This is a genomic window from Neobacillus sp. PS3-40 (assembly GCF_030915485.1).
GTDB lineage: Bacteria > Bacillota > Bacilli > Bacillales > Cytobacillaceae > JAUZPL01.
This window is the reverse complement of sequence record NZ_CP133266.1, coordinates 2,731,546-2,746,887: the sequence shown is the minus strand read 5'-3', so window position 1 is coordinate 2,746,887 and position 15,342 is coordinate 2,731,546. Positions and strand designations below refer to the sequence as shown.

The 15,342-nt window shown below is 35.5% G+C and carries 14 protein-coding genes; 6 read left to right on the top strand and 8 right to left on the bottom strand.

Features of this window, described 5'->3' with window-relative positions:
* Window positions 1–36 precede the first annotated feature (36 nt).
* From RCG20_RS13420 to RCG20_RS13410, 3 genes are all read right to left on the bottom strand, one after another.
* A complete protein-coding gene (locus RCG20_RS13420; RefSeq protein WP_308180632.1) occupies window positions 37–852 on the bottom strand; it encodes a carbohydrate ABC transporter permease in 816 nt (271 codons plus the stop codon).
* A complete protein-coding gene (locus RCG20_RS13415) occupies window positions 852–1,712 on the bottom strand; it encodes a carbohydrate ABC transporter permease (protein ID WP_308184343.1) in 861 nt (286 codons plus the stop codon). The genes RCG20_RS13420 and RCG20_RS13415 overlap by 1 nt, the downstream gene beginning before the upstream one ends.
* Window positions 1,713–1,848: 136 nt before the next feature.
* Window positions 1,849–3,147, bottom strand: a complete 1,299-nt coding sequence (locus tag RCG20_RS13410) for an ABC transporter substrate-binding protein (RefSeq protein WP_308180631.1) — start codon at window positions 3,145–3,147, stop codon at window positions 1,849–1,851.
* A 428-nt stretch (window positions 3,148–3,575) separates the two neighbouring features.
* Between RCG20_RS13410 and RCG20_RS13405 the strand changes: the two genes are divergently transcribed.
* Window positions 3,576–5,297 (top strand): HAMP domain-containing methyl-accepting chemotaxis protein, encoded by a 1,722-nt coding sequence (locus tag RCG20_RS13405; RefSeq protein WP_308180630.1) that lies wholly within the window; start codon window positions 3,576–3,578, stop codon window positions 5,295–5,297.
* 53 nt (window positions 5,298–5,350) lie between these two features.
* Here RCG20_RS13405 and RCG20_RS13400 read toward each other — a convergent pair whose 3' ends face one another.
* From RCG20_RS13400 to RCG20_RS13390, 3 genes are all read right to left on the bottom strand, one after another.
* Window positions 5,351–5,671: a hypothetical protein gene (locus RCG20_RS13400; protein WP_308180629.1), complete on the bottom strand. Its 321-nt coding sequence runs from the start codon at window positions 5,669–5,671 to the stop codon at window positions 5,351–5,353.
* A 631-nt stretch (window positions 5,672–6,302) separates the two neighbouring features.
* The gene (locus RCG20_RS13395) at window positions 6,303–7,202 is read right to left on the bottom strand and encodes a DMT family transporter (protein WP_308180628.1); all 900 of its coding nucleotides are present in this window, start codon (window positions 7,200–7,202) and stop codon (window positions 6,303–6,305) included.
* 308 nt (window positions 7,203–7,510) lie between these two features.
* Window positions 7,511–7,936 (bottom strand): MarR family winged helix-turn-helix transcriptional regulator, encoded by a 426-nt coding sequence (locus RCG20_RS13390; RefSeq protein WP_308180627.1) that lies wholly within the window; start codon window positions 7,934–7,936, stop codon window positions 7,511–7,513.
* Window positions 7,937–8,274: 338 nt separating this feature from the next.
* On the opposite strand from RCG20_RS13390, the gene RCG20_RS13385 reads away from it, so the two are divergent.
* The 5 genes from RCG20_RS13385 (at window position 8,275) to RCG20_RS13365 (ending at window position 13,613) form a co-directional block, all read left to right on the top strand.
* Entirely contained in the window at window positions 8,275–9,492 is a 1,218-nt protein-coding gene (locus tag RCG20_RS13385; protein ID WP_308180626.1) for a sensor histidine kinase, read from the top strand.
* Window positions 9,489–10,160, top strand: a complete 672-nt coding sequence (locus RCG20_RS13380; protein ID WP_308180625.1) for a response regulator — start codon at window positions 9,489–9,491, stop codon at window positions 10,158–10,160. The genes RCG20_RS13385 and RCG20_RS13380 overlap by 4 nt, the downstream gene beginning before the upstream one ends.
* Before the next feature lie 138 nt (window positions 10,161–10,298).
* Window positions 10,299–11,234, top strand: coding sequence for an ABC transporter ATP-binding protein (locus tag RCG20_RS13375; protein WP_308180624.1), 936 nt, complete (start codon window positions 10,299–10,301; stop codon window positions 11,232–11,234).
* 12 nt (window positions 11,235–11,246) lie between these two features.
* Window positions 11,247–12,446, top strand: a complete 1,200-nt coding sequence (locus RCG20_RS13370; RefSeq protein WP_308180623.1) for an ABC transporter permease — start codon at window positions 11,247–11,249, stop codon at window positions 12,444–12,446.
* Window positions 12,447–12,455: 9 nt separating this feature from the next.
* Window positions 12,456–13,613, top strand: coding sequence for an ABC transporter permease (locus tag RCG20_RS13365; RefSeq protein WP_308180622.1), 1,158 nt, complete (start codon window positions 12,456–12,458; stop codon window positions 13,611–13,613).
* Between the two features lie 307 nt (window positions 13,614–13,920).
* Here RCG20_RS13365 and RCG20_RS13360 read toward each other — a convergent pair whose 3' ends face one another.
* Together RCG20_RS13360 and RCG20_RS13355 are read right to left on the bottom strand one after the other, a co-directional pair.
* Window positions 13,921–14,649 carry an amino acid ABC transporter ATP-binding protein gene (locus RCG20_RS13360; RefSeq protein WP_308180621.1) on the bottom strand — a complete coding sequence of 243 codons (729 nt, stop codon included), beginning with the start codon at window positions 14,647–14,649 and terminating at the stop codon, window positions 13,921–13,923.
* A complete protein-coding gene (locus tag RCG20_RS13355; protein WP_374120468.1) occupies window positions 14,646–15,299 on the bottom strand; it encodes an amino acid ABC transporter permease in 654 nt (217 codons plus the stop codon). The genes RCG20_RS13360 and RCG20_RS13355 overlap by 4 nt, the downstream gene beginning before the upstream one ends.
* Window positions 15,300–15,342 lie beyond the last annotated feature (43 nt).

Sequence of the window (15,342 nt, the reverse complement as noted above, 5' to 3'; positions counted from 1 at the left end):
CTACTTCCATAAATATCTACTAAATTATTTCCAAAATTATTTAACAGCACCATCAGAAATCCCTTTGATAATTTCACGCTGTGCAAAAAAGTAACCGATTATCACTGGAATAATTGCAATCGTTAAACCAGCCATTGCTAAATGCCATTGCTTTGTGTACTCACCGAAGAAGAAGAACATTTTTAGCGGGATGGTTTCCATTCCCTCTTGGTTTATGACTAAAGATGGCAGTAAATAGTCATTCCAGATCCAAATCGTATTTAAAATGGCAACTGTCACTGTAATTGGTTTTAACATCGGGAAAATAATATACCAAAAGATTTGAAATTTGTTTGCACCATCTATGGTTGCCGCTTCATCCAATGACTTTGGTATCCCATTTAATGTCCCGTGGTATAAGAATATGGAAAGACTGACTCCAAAACCTAAGTACATAAAAATCAAACCTGGACGATTTAACATATCCATTTTTCCAAAGACTGTTACAAGCGGAATCATAACCGATTGGAATGGAATAAGCATTGCTGAAACAAATATGAAAAAGATAACAGTGCTTACTTTGCCTTTATTCCTTGATAAAGCATAGGCAGCCATCGAGGAAAACACAATGATAATCACAACACTAACAACTGTGATTATAAGAGAATTAAAAAATGTTTTGACGAAGTCCAATTCTGTAAATGCTTCAATGTAGTTATTCAAATTGAATCCTTCAGGAAGGCGTAATGTATCTGTGAAGAGTTCCCTTTTTGTCTTAAAGGAGTTTACAATCATTAAATAAAAAGGAGCAAGCCATAAAAGCCCTAGTAAGACACCTAAAATCTCAACCGGCCACTTATTTTTCCGACCCATTACATCTCAACCTCCCTCTTCTTATTGATGTAAACCTGTGTTAATGAAATAACTGCAACAATGACAAAGAAGATAACTGCTTTAGCTTGAGCAAAGGCCATTTGGCTTTCTCCAAAGGCTGTTTTAAATATCTGCATCGCGACCATTTGTGTTGAGTTAAAAGGCCCACCAGCTGTTAACGATAAATTTTGATCATATAGTTTGAATGTATTAGACAATGTTAAAAACATACTTACAGTAAACGCAGGCGCTACCAGTGGGAAAACAATATATCGGAGCCGTTGAAATGGGGTTGCCCCATCAATCTCCGCCGCTTCGATCAGTTCATGTGGAACTCCCTCTAAGTAAGCTATATAAATAACCATTATATAACCAGCCATTTGCCAGCTCATTAGAATCACAAGTCCCCAAAAACCAGTTCCAGTTGTCGATAGCCAGCCTTCTAAACTTTTAATGCCTAGAGCATCACCCACTCCAGCAAATACTTTAATAAAAATGAACTGCCAAATAAATCCTAGAATAAGTCCACCAATCAGGTTTGGCATAAAAAAGATCGTTCTTAAAAATTTATTTGTTTTAATTTTTGATGTAACAATCAATGCCAATGAAAGACCAATAAAGTTAATCAAAATAATTGAAACTACTGAAAATAGAACAGTAAACTTTAGGGAATCTATAAATTCTTTATCCTTAAAAACTTTAAGGTAATTTTCAAGTCCAACAAAACCGCCAACATCAATTCCATTCCAATTTGTAAAAGAATAATAAATACCTAAAATTAAGGGTATTAGGACAACAAGTGATAATGCTAAAAGGACCGGAGCTAAAAACAACCAGTACGATAGATCCCGAGTTCGCAGCATGTTAAAACCTCCAAAAATTCGTATCAAGCATCATTTAACAAAAGGGGCTGATCCATTCGGAAAAATTTCCTTATGAAACCAGTCCCTCCTGAGTAATTCTATCAATTTAGCTTAAATAGTTTACTTACAATTATTATTTTCTTGAATCTTCCCAAGACTTTTTAACATTCTTAACTAAATCATCCCAACTTAATTGTTTACTTAAGTATTTCTGAATTTGAACACCAAGTTGGTCTTGTCCCCAACCTGTAGGATATCCCATGAATACCCAACCAATTGTTTTTCCACTTTGTGCATATTGGTAGATTTCTTTAGAAATAGGATCTTTAATTTGGGATGCATCGAATCCGTCATATGCAGGAATGAATTTGAAATCATTGATTACTGTTTTCTTACCCTCGTCAGAAGTGTACAACCAATCAATAAATTTCTTAGCTTCTGCTACAGTACTCTTGTCTTTATTACTGTTTATGCCCCAATACATTGGAATTCCAACAGGAATTGAATCTTCTTTATAGCCTTCAACTGGAATTGGTAGAATTCCTACGTTATTATCAGCAAATTTTTGGTCAATGCCAGCAATGGAACCATAAACCCAGTTACCTTGTTGAATCATTGCTACTTTTTGTAGAGAGAATAACTCTTCTACTTGTTGTGAGTAATCAAGGCTTACAGTCGGTTGTACAGAATAAGTATTTTGTAGGTCAAGAACCTTCTTAAAGGCATCTGCATACTTAAATTCTACTGTTTTTGATTTAAATGCATTTAATACATTGTTATCAAATTCAGGTGCAAGGAATGCATTAGATAAATGTAAACCAGTTACCCAAGTTTCTTTTGCCGGTAAAGCAAATACTGCTTTAAGACCAAGATCTTTTTTCTTAGAGTCTAATGTTTTAACTGCATTTTCAAGAGATGCATAGTTAGTTATTGATTTTGGATCAATTCCAGCTTTTTCAAATACAGATTTATTATAGATAAGACCGTATCCTTCTTGGTTATAAGGTAAGCCAAGAACTTTTCCATCAGTTGTTACACCATCAAGTGTTCCTTTTAGTGCAACCTTAGCCGCTTTTGTATCAGAAAGATCAGCTAATTTCTTCTGCCAATCTGCAACGTCTTGTGGTCCACCTATATTGTAAATAGCAGGTTCTTTACCAGATGCAAATTTAGATTTCAATGCAGCACCGTAATCTTCTCCGCCACCAACAGTTGTGATATTGATTTTTACACCTTTATGTTCGCTTTCATATTTCTTTGCAACCTCTTCAAATTGCTTTTTAAACTCCACTTTAAATTGGAAAATATCCAACGTGACATTTTTTGCATCTTTCTTTGAGTTGTTAGAAGATGAAGATGAGCAACCAACTAAAGCAACGCTAAGTAAAAGAATGAGCGCGAAAACAACAGAAAATACTTTATTCTTTTTCATAATTTACCCCCGTATCTAAAATTATAATACTAGTGTCTAATGTTTTGTAAAAACGTTTGCACCAATAGGCAAAAAAAGAGATGAACATCATTCAACGTGGCATCAGAATAGTAAGCGATTACATAAAACTCTAAAAAATAACTTTTTGATTGAAATAAGTTATATTCTATGCAATCGGTTGCACTAATATGCTAAAAAAATAACGTGCACACTTTCTATTGCTGACAACAGCTAAAATCAACCAATACCTCCCTTTCAGGTTCTGTACTAAATAGCGAAAACGTTTGCACTACTTAGTAGTTTCATAGTAACACTTTTAGAATTGTCTTGCAATTGTTTTTAATCCTATTCTGTTAAGGAAAATTTAAGCTTCGTTCGTTTTACTAGTAAAACAGACGAAACTTTAAACAGGGGGTTAAGTTCATCTAATGAATTTTTTCAAAAATTTTAGATTTGCTCAGAAGATTAGTGTATTAACAATCGGCTTTTTTATTTTTCTTGCGATCATCGGGATTGCATCTATTCGACAAATTTCTAATGTTAATTCAAAAGTAATGGAATTGAATGATTCCAGGCTCGTTCCGATCGTAAAGCTTGAAGACTTAAAATCAGATATCGAATATATTCGTTCACAGGTAAATTCTATTATGGATGCCAAAGGTGATGACAAAAAAAAGAAAGAAATTCAAAAGGACATTGAAAACCGCGTATCTTCTGCAAAGAATCATTTATCGGAATACAAAAACAACCCAGAATATACAACTATGATTAAAACCATCAATTCCTTCTTTGCAGCAAAAGATTATTTTATTAAATCCCAGGAACAAACAGTAGGGACACCTGCTACTCAAGCCACACCAAGCGGACCGCCAATAGGTCTATTAAAATTGGACAAGACACGGAAAGCATCTATTGACGCATTAGATACGCTTATCAATAAACAAATTACCAATGCAAAAAAAACATACGATAACAGCAAAACCGTTTATAAGACTACATTGATTTTAATCATTTCACTCATAGCAGCGAGTGCAGTTATCATATTGATCTTGTCTATCGTAATCACAAGGTCTATTGTCATTCCGGTGAGAAATGTTACTTCCAAGTTAAAAGAAATCTCACAAAGCAACGGTGATTTAACACAAAGGATTGGCTACATAAGTAAGGATGAAATCGGTGATCTAAGCAGTAGCTTTGATCTATTCGTTGAAAAATTATGGACCATCATTAAGGAAGTAGCCAGTTCTGCTAAGACTATTTCCTCTTCAAGTGAGCATTTAATTGAGGCAACCGGAGCTACTGTTTATTCCTTAGAGATGATTTCTAAGACAGTGACGGAAATTGCATCAGGTTCATCTCAAGGTGCAGCTTTTGCAGAACAAACTACTGCAAATCTAGTAGAAGCAGCTAATTTTTCAGAGGCCACTTCAATAGCAACCAAACACACAACAGATAATACAAAAAAGGTTAAGGAAGCTGCAGAGGAAGGAGCTGGAAAAATTTCAGAAATTGTTTCTTCTATAACTAAAATTGCTTCATCCTCAAAGGACGTATCCTTGATAATCAATGAACTAAATGACTCTTCTAATAGGATTGGAGAAATCATCCAAATTATAACTGGAATTTCTGCTCAAACAAATTTATTGGCATTAAACGCGGCTATCGAAGCTGCTCGTGCAGGTGAAGCAGGCAAAGGATTTAGTGTTGTAGCAGATGAAATACGGAAGCTTGCTGACCAAAGCAATCGTGCTGCCTTAGAAATATCTGATCTTGTAAAGGAAAATCAGGCTAAATCCACTTCAGCAGTGAGCTCCGTTTCTTTAGTCGAAGAGAAAGTAATGGATGGTGTTAACATCGCTTCAGAAGTCGGGGAAAGCATACACAACATTATTGAACATATTCAAAGTATTGTAAGTGAGGTTGAACAGATCGATCGTGCCAATGAAAAACAGGCACAATCCTCCAAAGAAATGGAACAAGCTATCACAAATCTTGCTTTGACATCCAATGATATCGCAGGAGGCACCGAAAACATCAGTACAGGCATTGAAAAACAGCTCAACACCATGACTGGGATCGAAAACACAACAGAACAACTTTCGGAAATGGCAAAGAAATTAAAAGAGCTAACAGGTGGATTTAAAATTTAATAATATAAAAATTAAAAGGCCGACAGCAAATGTGGGCCTTTTTAGTGTTAGAATTATCCGTTATTCACATTATGTTCTGTATGCAATGCAGCAATCATTCCATAAAATGCAAAGAAAAATGACTCTGGTGCAATTAAACGGAAATGTCCTACTTCATCTGTATTAAATTTCAATGCATTTTCTAATAAACGATAGGTGGAATAAGCATAGAAGCAAAAGTATTTATAATCAAACTTTGGCATTTTCTCGTAAATAACCGCAATTTCTTCTTTATATAAATCGATGTTTTTTGTTGCTTCATCAATAATAACTTGCAAATCCTCAACGTCTGCTTCAAGAATTAAATCATTCTTTTCAATTCTTATATTAGCCATTTACTTACCCTCCATATTTCTGTCTTTACAATCATTAAATCATATTTCTAAACCGTCTAGCATGATTTACATCACAGTCATAGGGAAATTATATTTTGGTTAGACGATGTTAAAGGTAAATGTTGATATTTGATCCCCGCCCGAATTCTTAATAGACGGAAAAATTCCTCTTAATTAGAAAATTGGAGTAAAAATAGTTTAAATAGACGGAGAGTTTCCGCCTATTTGCTTAAAAACCGCAAAAATAAGGGACTTTACATTGCGTAACCGGAAAACATCCGCTTATACACCCCGAAACAAGCTCCATTCTGCATTTAACCGAAAAATCTCCGCTTATTTTAATTTTCGTTGGTTTCTCGGATTACTCGAGTAATGATTGCCATTATTACTACTTTAAAAATGGCTCTGTTAGACAATAATGTCTGTTAACGCCACTCGAAATTTAACAGAGACATCCATGATAATAAAAATTCTCACCATGGCGCATGAAGTATTTTTTCAGAGTAGCCTTTAGTAAAAATAAAACGTGTAAACATGACTTTTGTTTACACGCTTTATTGTGATGATTTATTTTTCCTTAACCAACTTAAAAGTATTCATTGATTATTTCACCATTAAACCCCAACTACCTTTAACTGATCTGGGATTGAATAACGTTATCGTTATGTTGACCTTTTTCTCTAGCTAGAACAACTAAAATAGCACCAAGTAAAACAACAATGCCTCCTATCAACTGGAGGACTGACATCTTTTCTTGAAAAAGAATAGTTGAGAGAATAAAGGTTACCACTGGCTCGACCATGCTTAAAATGGATGCTTTCGTTGGACCTATAATGTTCATTCCTGCAAAAAAAGTAAACATGGCTACAACACTACAAAAGAAAGCTACACACACAGCCATCACCCAACCAATTTTCCCAAAGTGGAAGCTTAGTGTATGAGTAAATATCCCGCCCATAAAAAGGGAAGCGGCAGAAAATAATGAGATAAATGCACAGGTAAGCATTGGTGAGATTTGTTTTGTCACTCGATCTCCTATAACAATATAAATAGAGTACACAACCGCGGCAGCGCTTGCAAAAAGAATGCCAATCAAGCTGATATGACCCTTTGGAGAACCAAGTACTAAAATGATCCCAACAATGGATAAGGCAATGGCCAACACAATTTTCTTAGATAGTTTCTCTTTATTAACAAAGAATGAAAGAATTGCAACAAAAATAGGATATAAATATAATAAAAGTGCTGCTAAGGATGCTGGTATGTATTTAACCGCAGTAAAATACAAAGTAGATTGTATCGAGTACAAAATGCCTCCTAGTAGAATAAGAAACACTAATTGCCTTTTCGTGATTTTCCACTTTTTGACCTTTAGAAATAAATAAGCAAATAAGATAATGGAAGCAAAAGCAAATCGTAGAAATAAAAGTGTTGACGTACTAATTCCACTCTCATAAGCATAAGTAGCAAAAATAGGAATCAATCCAAAGCTCGTAGCTGATAGAATAATATAAAAATAACCCCAAAACATAATCCCACTCCTAATCAAGTATCCTATTTTACTTATTTCTAGGCCACATTAAACAATTCTGCTGATATTTATCTTATTCTTCCGTTTCACGCAATTAAGCCAAAATCGTTTTAACAACATAAGTTAACCAATGTCTATTACTAAAATTTTTCGGTAATTCTAAAATGGATTAAACCCCCACTATAATTGTAGGGGTTTGCTTAATATGTGTCTATACCATTATCCACTATTTACTTATTTCAAAATAACTTTTTGATAAACTAAAAATGCCCACGAATTTCGCAGGCAGATACTTCAGAGCTGGGATATCATCTATTACGGAAGGAATAGTTATATTTTTTCAAAAGTCGTCCGAACAGTTCTTGTTCTTCATCCGACCAATCTTTTAGAATTTCTGCTATCTTTGCAAATCGTAATTGTTGGTATTCAGTAAATTCCTTTATTCCCAACTCTGTTATTTGAAAGGAGTACGCTCTTCCGTCCAATGGATCTGGCAATCTGTTCACATATCCTTTTTGTTCTAATGCTGCTGTTTGTCTGCTGACTGTAGAAATGTCCAATTGGAATTCTTCCGCAAGGGCTTTTACTCCAGCAGGACCATAAGAGGTTATTTGATGTAGTAAAAGATATGCAGACCGATCAAGATTACCTAGTTTTTTGGTTGAAATTGATGTTAAACGGCGAAGTAGAACTGCCAATTCAAGATCAATGGTTTCAAGCGAATGTTCATCCATGTTCTACTACCTCACTTTTTCCATCTATCTATTATCAATGGTACCATAACATCACTATTTTTTACATCAAGGTGTCCAGTTATATTCAAGACGTGCATCGCTTCAAGAAGTGTGTATTCAATTAACTAAACTACCGTAATAAGTCGGTGTGAGCAAAGCATTATATCTGATACTTATTCAAAGTTATTGTTCCTAAATTTTGATCCTATTTAGCCCTTTTACATTAAACAAAATAAACTCGACATTTCCAAAATTAGACTTTACTATATTTTAAAGAATAACAAATAGAATACTAGACTTTTCTTAATAACGGCTTAGCCCTTTTAGGAGGAAGAAACTTGTTAAAACGTCCCTTCAGTATATTAAGTTTAACCCGGGTTTTCATGTTCATACTTTTATGTTCAATTTATTATTCCTTATGTGAAGACGGTGAGCTTTGGCGCAAAACTTTTATCATTATTGCAATCCTATTATTCATTGGCAACCATTTACTTCTTTTTTCTTCCCTATTAAAACCACATTATATTTGGTTTATTTTACTTGATTTTGTATTAAGTGCTTGCTTTGGATTTATTTTTGCTGGTGAAACCAATATGTACTTTATCATGTTCGGAATCCTTGCTGTCACTTTATTTATTAGAACGGACAATAAAAAAGTTCTTTATACATATGTTGGTTTATTTTTTATTACTTGGATACTCATTTCATTTACTACTTTTAGAATAACAAAAACCATTAGTTTTTCTGAAAACATCATAAACTTAATGTTTATTATTTATGGGGCTGTTGTGGGTGACTTAATAAGGAAACTCTTAATAGCGAAAGAAAAGATAGCTGATCAATATGAGCAACTGAGTTTATCACATCAAGAATTATCTGATGTTCATGAACAATTAAGATCCTATTCTAAACAGGTGGAAGAATTGACCGTGATTCGGGAAAGAAACCAAATTGCTCGAGAAATTCATGATACAGTTGGTCATAAAATGACTGCCCTACTTGTCCAACTACAAATTGCTCGTGAGTTCATGAATCTAGATTTGGAAGAAAGTAAGCACTCCATTCAAAATTGCGAAGGGCTGGCAAGAGAAGCATTGGAAGAAATTCGTACATCCGTTAGGACATTACATGAGGATGATGGATTGATCACTAGCTTCATATCAACATTACAAAAGCTATTAAAAGATTTTTCTCAAATGACTACAATTGAAGTTTCTTTAGAAATAAACGGCGACCTATCTGCTACCCCAACGTCCATACAGCCTACCATCAATCGAATTATCCAAGAATCACTTACAAATTCCAAGCGCCATGGAAATGCAACAAAATGCCATGTTAGCATTGATTGCAAACCCGACTTTATCCATCTTTACATAAAAGATAATGGGATAGGCACTTTTCAAATACAACCTAGCTTTGGGCTATTAAATATGCGTGAACGTGCCATGGAGCATGGTGGATCCATCCATTATGAAAGTAAAGAAGGACATGGATTTATTGTGAAAGCGAACTTTCCATTGAAACAATTGTTATGGAGTACAAGGGGGATAAAATGATTAAAATTATTATAGCTGATGACCAAGATCTTATGAGAGATGGATTAGCCACCATATTAAATTTACGGCCAGAAATCAATGTGATTGGAACAGCAAAGGATGGAAATGAGGCATTTGAAAAAGCAAAGGAATTGATGGCTGACTTAGTATTAATGGACATTCGCATGCCAAATACGAATGGAGTTCAGGGAACAAAGCTGATTCGAAAGCATCTACCAAATGTACAGGTATTAATGTTAACTACCTTTAAGGACAGTGAACTAATCTTTGAAGCTTTGGATGAAGGCGCGAGCGGTTATCTCCTAAAGGATATGGCCACTGATACAATCGTTCAAGCCATTATGACCGTTCATTCGGGTGGGATGGTTTTACCCCCTGACTTAACAAAACAAGTACTAAAAGAATTAAAAAGAACAAAAGAACTAGAATCCTCTAAAAGCATGGATGAGCCTCCAATTAATATAAATGAATTAACTACTCGCGAAATAGAGGTTTTAAAGCAATTAGGGTATGGTTTAAGTAATAAAGAAATTGCTCATAAGCTTTTTATCACAGAAGGTACGGTTAAAAATCATGTCTCAAACATCATCAATAAATTACAACTTAGAGATCGAACTCAAGCAGCTATTTATGCAGTACGGTACGGGATTACCACCTTCGAAACATGACTTTTGGCATATTCCTATTTTAAAAGACGACTAAATGCGGTCGTCCTTTTTTATTATTCTATCGTAAGACAGATGGCATAAAATGGTTTAAATAATATAATATGGTTGGATAACGAAGGACTTAAGGAGCTGAAACATATGCTTGAGGTAAATAGTATAAGAAAAAGCTTTGGAAAAATAGAAGTTGTAAAAGGGGTATCGTTTACAGTTGAAAAAGGAGAGGCCTTTGGTTTACTCGGACCAAATGGCGCAGGAAAATCAACTATAATTTCAATGATATGCGGCCTCCTTCCTTACGATGAAGGGAACATTAAAGTGGCTGGTTTCTCAGTAGAGGGCAAACCAATGGAAATTAAACGGAAAATTGGGGTTGTTCCCCAGGATATTGCTTTATATCCAACCATGTCGGCACTGGACAATTTATTGTTTTGGGGAAAAATGTATGGCTTATCAGGGAAACAGGTAGTAAAGAGAGCAAATGAAGTTTTAGAGTTTGTTGGCTTACTTGATCGGGCGAAAGACAAAATTGAAACATTCTCAGGTGGAATGAAACGACGTATAAATATTGGTGCAGCTTTAATGCATAAACCAGAGTTATTAATCATGGATGAGCCAACAGTGGGGATAGATCCTCAATCTAGAAATCATATTTTGGAAACAGTCAAAGAACTTAATAATAATGGAATGACGATCATCTACACGAGTCACTATATGGAGGAAGTTGAATTTTTATGTAAACGTATTGGCATTATCGATCACGGTGAAGTCATGGCTGTTGGTACAAAAGAAGATCTATGCAATCGATTATCTGGAGGAACAATAGTGAAAATGGAAGTTAACCATTTCAAAAAAAACTTGGTGGATGGTTTAATTTCATTACCACTTGTAGAAAAAGTAATCGTGAATGATGAGGAAAATGAATTAGAGGTTCTAGTAAGTTCAGGTAATCAAGCTTTAGGAGAATTAGTTTCGACCGCTTTAAAACATAATGTTGAGGTTTCTTCTATTCAAGTCAAAGAACCCAACTTGGAAACATTATTTTTACAATTAACTGGGCGATCATTACGAGATTAAGAGGGGATATAAATGAAGAGTTTAATTATCGCTTGGAAGGATTTTAAGATCCGTTTTACGGACCGGAAAGGTTTCTTCCTTATGATCTTATTTCCAATTCTATTAACAGCTATCTTAGGTAGTGCGTTAAGTGGGGTGATGGGAGAAGAAAGCCTACCAAAAACCACTGTTGGTATTTTTCAGAATGACCATGACCAAATCGCCTCTACTTTCGTGAATGACGTTTTAAAAGGAAAAGAATTAAATGATTTAGTATCTGTTAAGAAAGTAGATTCTGAGAAAAAACTCAAATCCTTCTTACAAGACGAAAAAGTAGATGTTGGCATTGTTATACCAAGTACCTGGAGCAAGGACCTACAGCAAGGGAAATTAAAGCAAGTGAAGTTGATAGTGGACCCTGGAAAGGAATTGAAAGGCACGATTATTGAAACAATCCTTCAAACATTTGTTAATCGGGTTGACACGATCTCGTCTTCCACAAAAATCATTTTAACAAATTCAGCCCCGTTCCTCTCACCTAGTGATATGAAAGATTTGTCTACACAATTAATTGGTTCATTGGAAAAAGTAGCATCATCCAATTCAAACTATGTTAAACAAGGTTCTGTTGGAAAAAAACAGGTCAGTGGGATGCAATATTATGCCGCTGCTATGGCAGCCATGTTCCTATTATTTAATGTCATGAACGGAGTAAAATCCTTTATAAATGAAAGAGAAACAGAAACATTGGCCCGTTTAATGAGTACACCAACGAGTAAGTTTTCTGTTTTAGTAGGTAAATTTCTAGGTATTCTCTATTTTGTCATCGCACAGTTTAGTATATTCCTTATCGTGACCCACCTGCTTTTTCAAATCAATTGGGGCGATAACATCTTGCAAACGATTTTAGTAGCTTTTGCCTATTCCATTGCAGTATCTGGGCTAGCTATGCTTTTTGCAGCGATGATTACTAATAGTAAAACAGCCGATACGGTAGGTGGAATTGGCGTACAAGTATTTTCATTACTTGGTGGTTCCATGATTCCTATTACCGTTTTCCCAAAAACACTACAAACCATTTCAAATATTGCTCCGAATAAATGGGCACTATCAAGTTTCATCGATATCATGTCAGGAACTACCTGGGATGCACTATTTTTGCCAATGGTTGTTTTACTACTGATTGGAATGGTTTCAGTCACAATTGGAACTTGGCGATTACAAGTCAAATAGGAGGACACTATGAAAAGAATATGGGCCATTTGTTCATTTGAAATAAAAAAAACATTTTTAAAACGACAATCCTATCTCATCATGTTTGGTATGCCACTGCTGTTCACCCTGTTATTTGGTGGTTTACTAGGCAGTTCATCACCAGAAAAAATAAATATTGCCTTTGTTGACGAAGACAACACTGTCTTATCCAAAAGTCTCCATGGTTCCCTTTTAAACAATGAGCTTTTTAAAATAAAAGAAATGGATCAAGATGTAGCAGTCAAGCAATTGAAGGATAAAAAACTCACTGGCTTACTTCATGTAAAAAAAGGGTTTGAACAAGCAATGGTTTCAGGAAAAAAACCAACTGTTCTATTTAATTACAGTCCAGATTTTACAAGTAATGCAATGGTTAACCAAATTGTTTCAAATGCTATTTCAAAAATGGCCATTCAAACAAAGGCCTCGACAATTTGGAACAAGTACAGTAAAAAATCATGGGAAGAAATGTACAGTGTATTGGATAATGAGATAGCAACATCCCCTCCAGCTATTCAAAAAATCTCAATCACAAAAAATAAAAAGACAGAAGAAATGAGTAACATGTCAGCCAGGTCAGCAGGCTTTTCCATCATGTTTGTAATGATTGTGATGATGAGTGTAACAGGTGTTTTATTAGATGCTCGAAAAACAGGCGTATGGTACCGGCTACTATCAACACCAACTACAAGACTTCAACTAATGGCCGGATATTTTCTATCCTTCTTTTTAATTGGATGGATTCAGTTTGGAATTCTAATGGCTTCTTCTACCCTACTTTTTGGGGTTCATTGGGGAAATCCAATAGGTATCTTTGTCCTAGTATCATCCTTGTTATTATGTGTTGTTGGACTTGGCCTTTTCATCTCTAGCTTTGTGAAAACAACAGAACAGCAAAGTGCCCTCGGAAGTGTCGTTATTACCGCTACCTGTATGCTTGCTGGCGTTTATTGGCCATTAGATATTGTGCCAAAATTCATGCAAAAAATAGCTGAATTTATTCCACAAACATGGGCGATGAAGGGCTTTACTGAATTGATAGCACGGGGTGGTTCAGTCATGGATATTGTTGCACCTGTATGCGTGTTATTAGCATTCTCTCTCACATTTCTCGTGATTGGGATGACAAGAATTCGTTATGAATAAGAAAACATAATGGGCTATTAACCGTTTTTGGTGTTCATGGATGAGAAAAAAACTATTAAAGAAAACTTGGCTAGCGCCAAGCCTTAAGGCGCCGGCGATAGCCTAGTTGCACTTATACTTTCCTATTAGCAAATAAAAGCAGATGGGTTTCAAAGAATCCTTTCCGATTCTTTGAAACCCATCTGCTTATTTTTGGCTCTTTTTCAGTTGCTTTTTTAGGTTGTATTTCGCTTCCCCCGATTTTTCAAGAAAAATCCAGGAACTTAATCATAGCCTAAAATTTAAATTAAAATAGTAAATCCTACCTCTAAAGCACCTTACTTAAGAACGCTTTTGTCCGGTTATGCTGCGGGTTGCTGAATAATTCATTTGGTTCATTTTCCTCAACAATATAACCGCCGTCCATGAAGATCACTCGGTCACCGACTTCTCGTGCGAATCCCATTTCATGGGTAACAACGACCATGGTCATTCCCTCTTTTGCAAGCTGCTTCATGACCTCTAGTACATCTCCAACCATCTCTGGGTCTAAGGCTGAAGTCGGTTCGTCAAACAGCATAATTTTCGGATTCATCGCTAATGCTCTCGCAATTGCAACCCGTTGCTTTTGCCCCCCAGATAATTCTCCTGGATAACTATTTGCTTTTTCTCGTAGTCCTACTTTATCTAGCAATTCAAGTGCTACCTTTTCAGCTGCCTCTTTCGCAGTCGCACGAACCTTAATTGGACCAAGCGTGATGTTTTGTAGAACCGTTTTATGTGGAAAAAGATTAAAGGATTGGAAAACCATCCCAACTTCTTGTCTCACTTTATTAATATTGATCTTTGAATCAGTAATATCATGCCCATTTATAATCACATGGCCGCCCGAAATATCTTCAAGTCGGTTTAAGCAACGCAGGAATGTACTTTTTCCTGAACCAGATGGACCAATAACACATACTACCTCTTTTTCTTTCACTTCTGCATTAATATCTTTTAACACTTCTACATTTCCAAAAGACTTTCTCAGGTTCTTTACGGTTATAATGTTCATCGTAGCTCAAACCTCCTCTCGACGAAATTAGCAAGCACAGATAATAAATAAATGACGATAAAGTAAATGATACCTACAGCAAGCCAAATCTTGAATACTTCAAAGGTTGCTGCAGCTTGGATTTGCCCTTGCTGTGTTAAGTCAGCTATCCCAATAATGGATAAAAGAGAAGTATCTTTTAAGCTAATGATGGATTGATTCGTAATAGTAGGAAGCATTCTTCTAAATGCTTGAGGCAATACCACATGTAGCATCGTTTGTGCACCAGTTAGACCAATTGATCTCGCAGCTTCTGTTTGCCCCTTATCAATGGACTGAATGCCAGCCCTGATAATCTCGGCAAAGTAAGCCCCTGCATTAATCGCAACAGTGACAATTCCCGCGGTTGTACTGTTTAATGAAATGATATGGAACGAATTGATCCCAAAGTAAATAAAAAACAATTGAACAATAAAAGGTGTTCCGCGGATGGCATCAACATAAATCTTTGCTATCCAGTTCAAAATCTTAAATGGTGCAAGTCTCAATAATGCCACCACTAAACCAAGCAGAAAGCCTAAAGTAATTGCTAAAACAAATATATAAAGGGTTACCTTAAGCCCTTGAAGTAAAATAGGCAAGGCGGCAATCATTACATCCACCCGATTCATCTCCTTTCAATTAGAAAAACTTGGCCTTCGCCAAGTTTTTCAT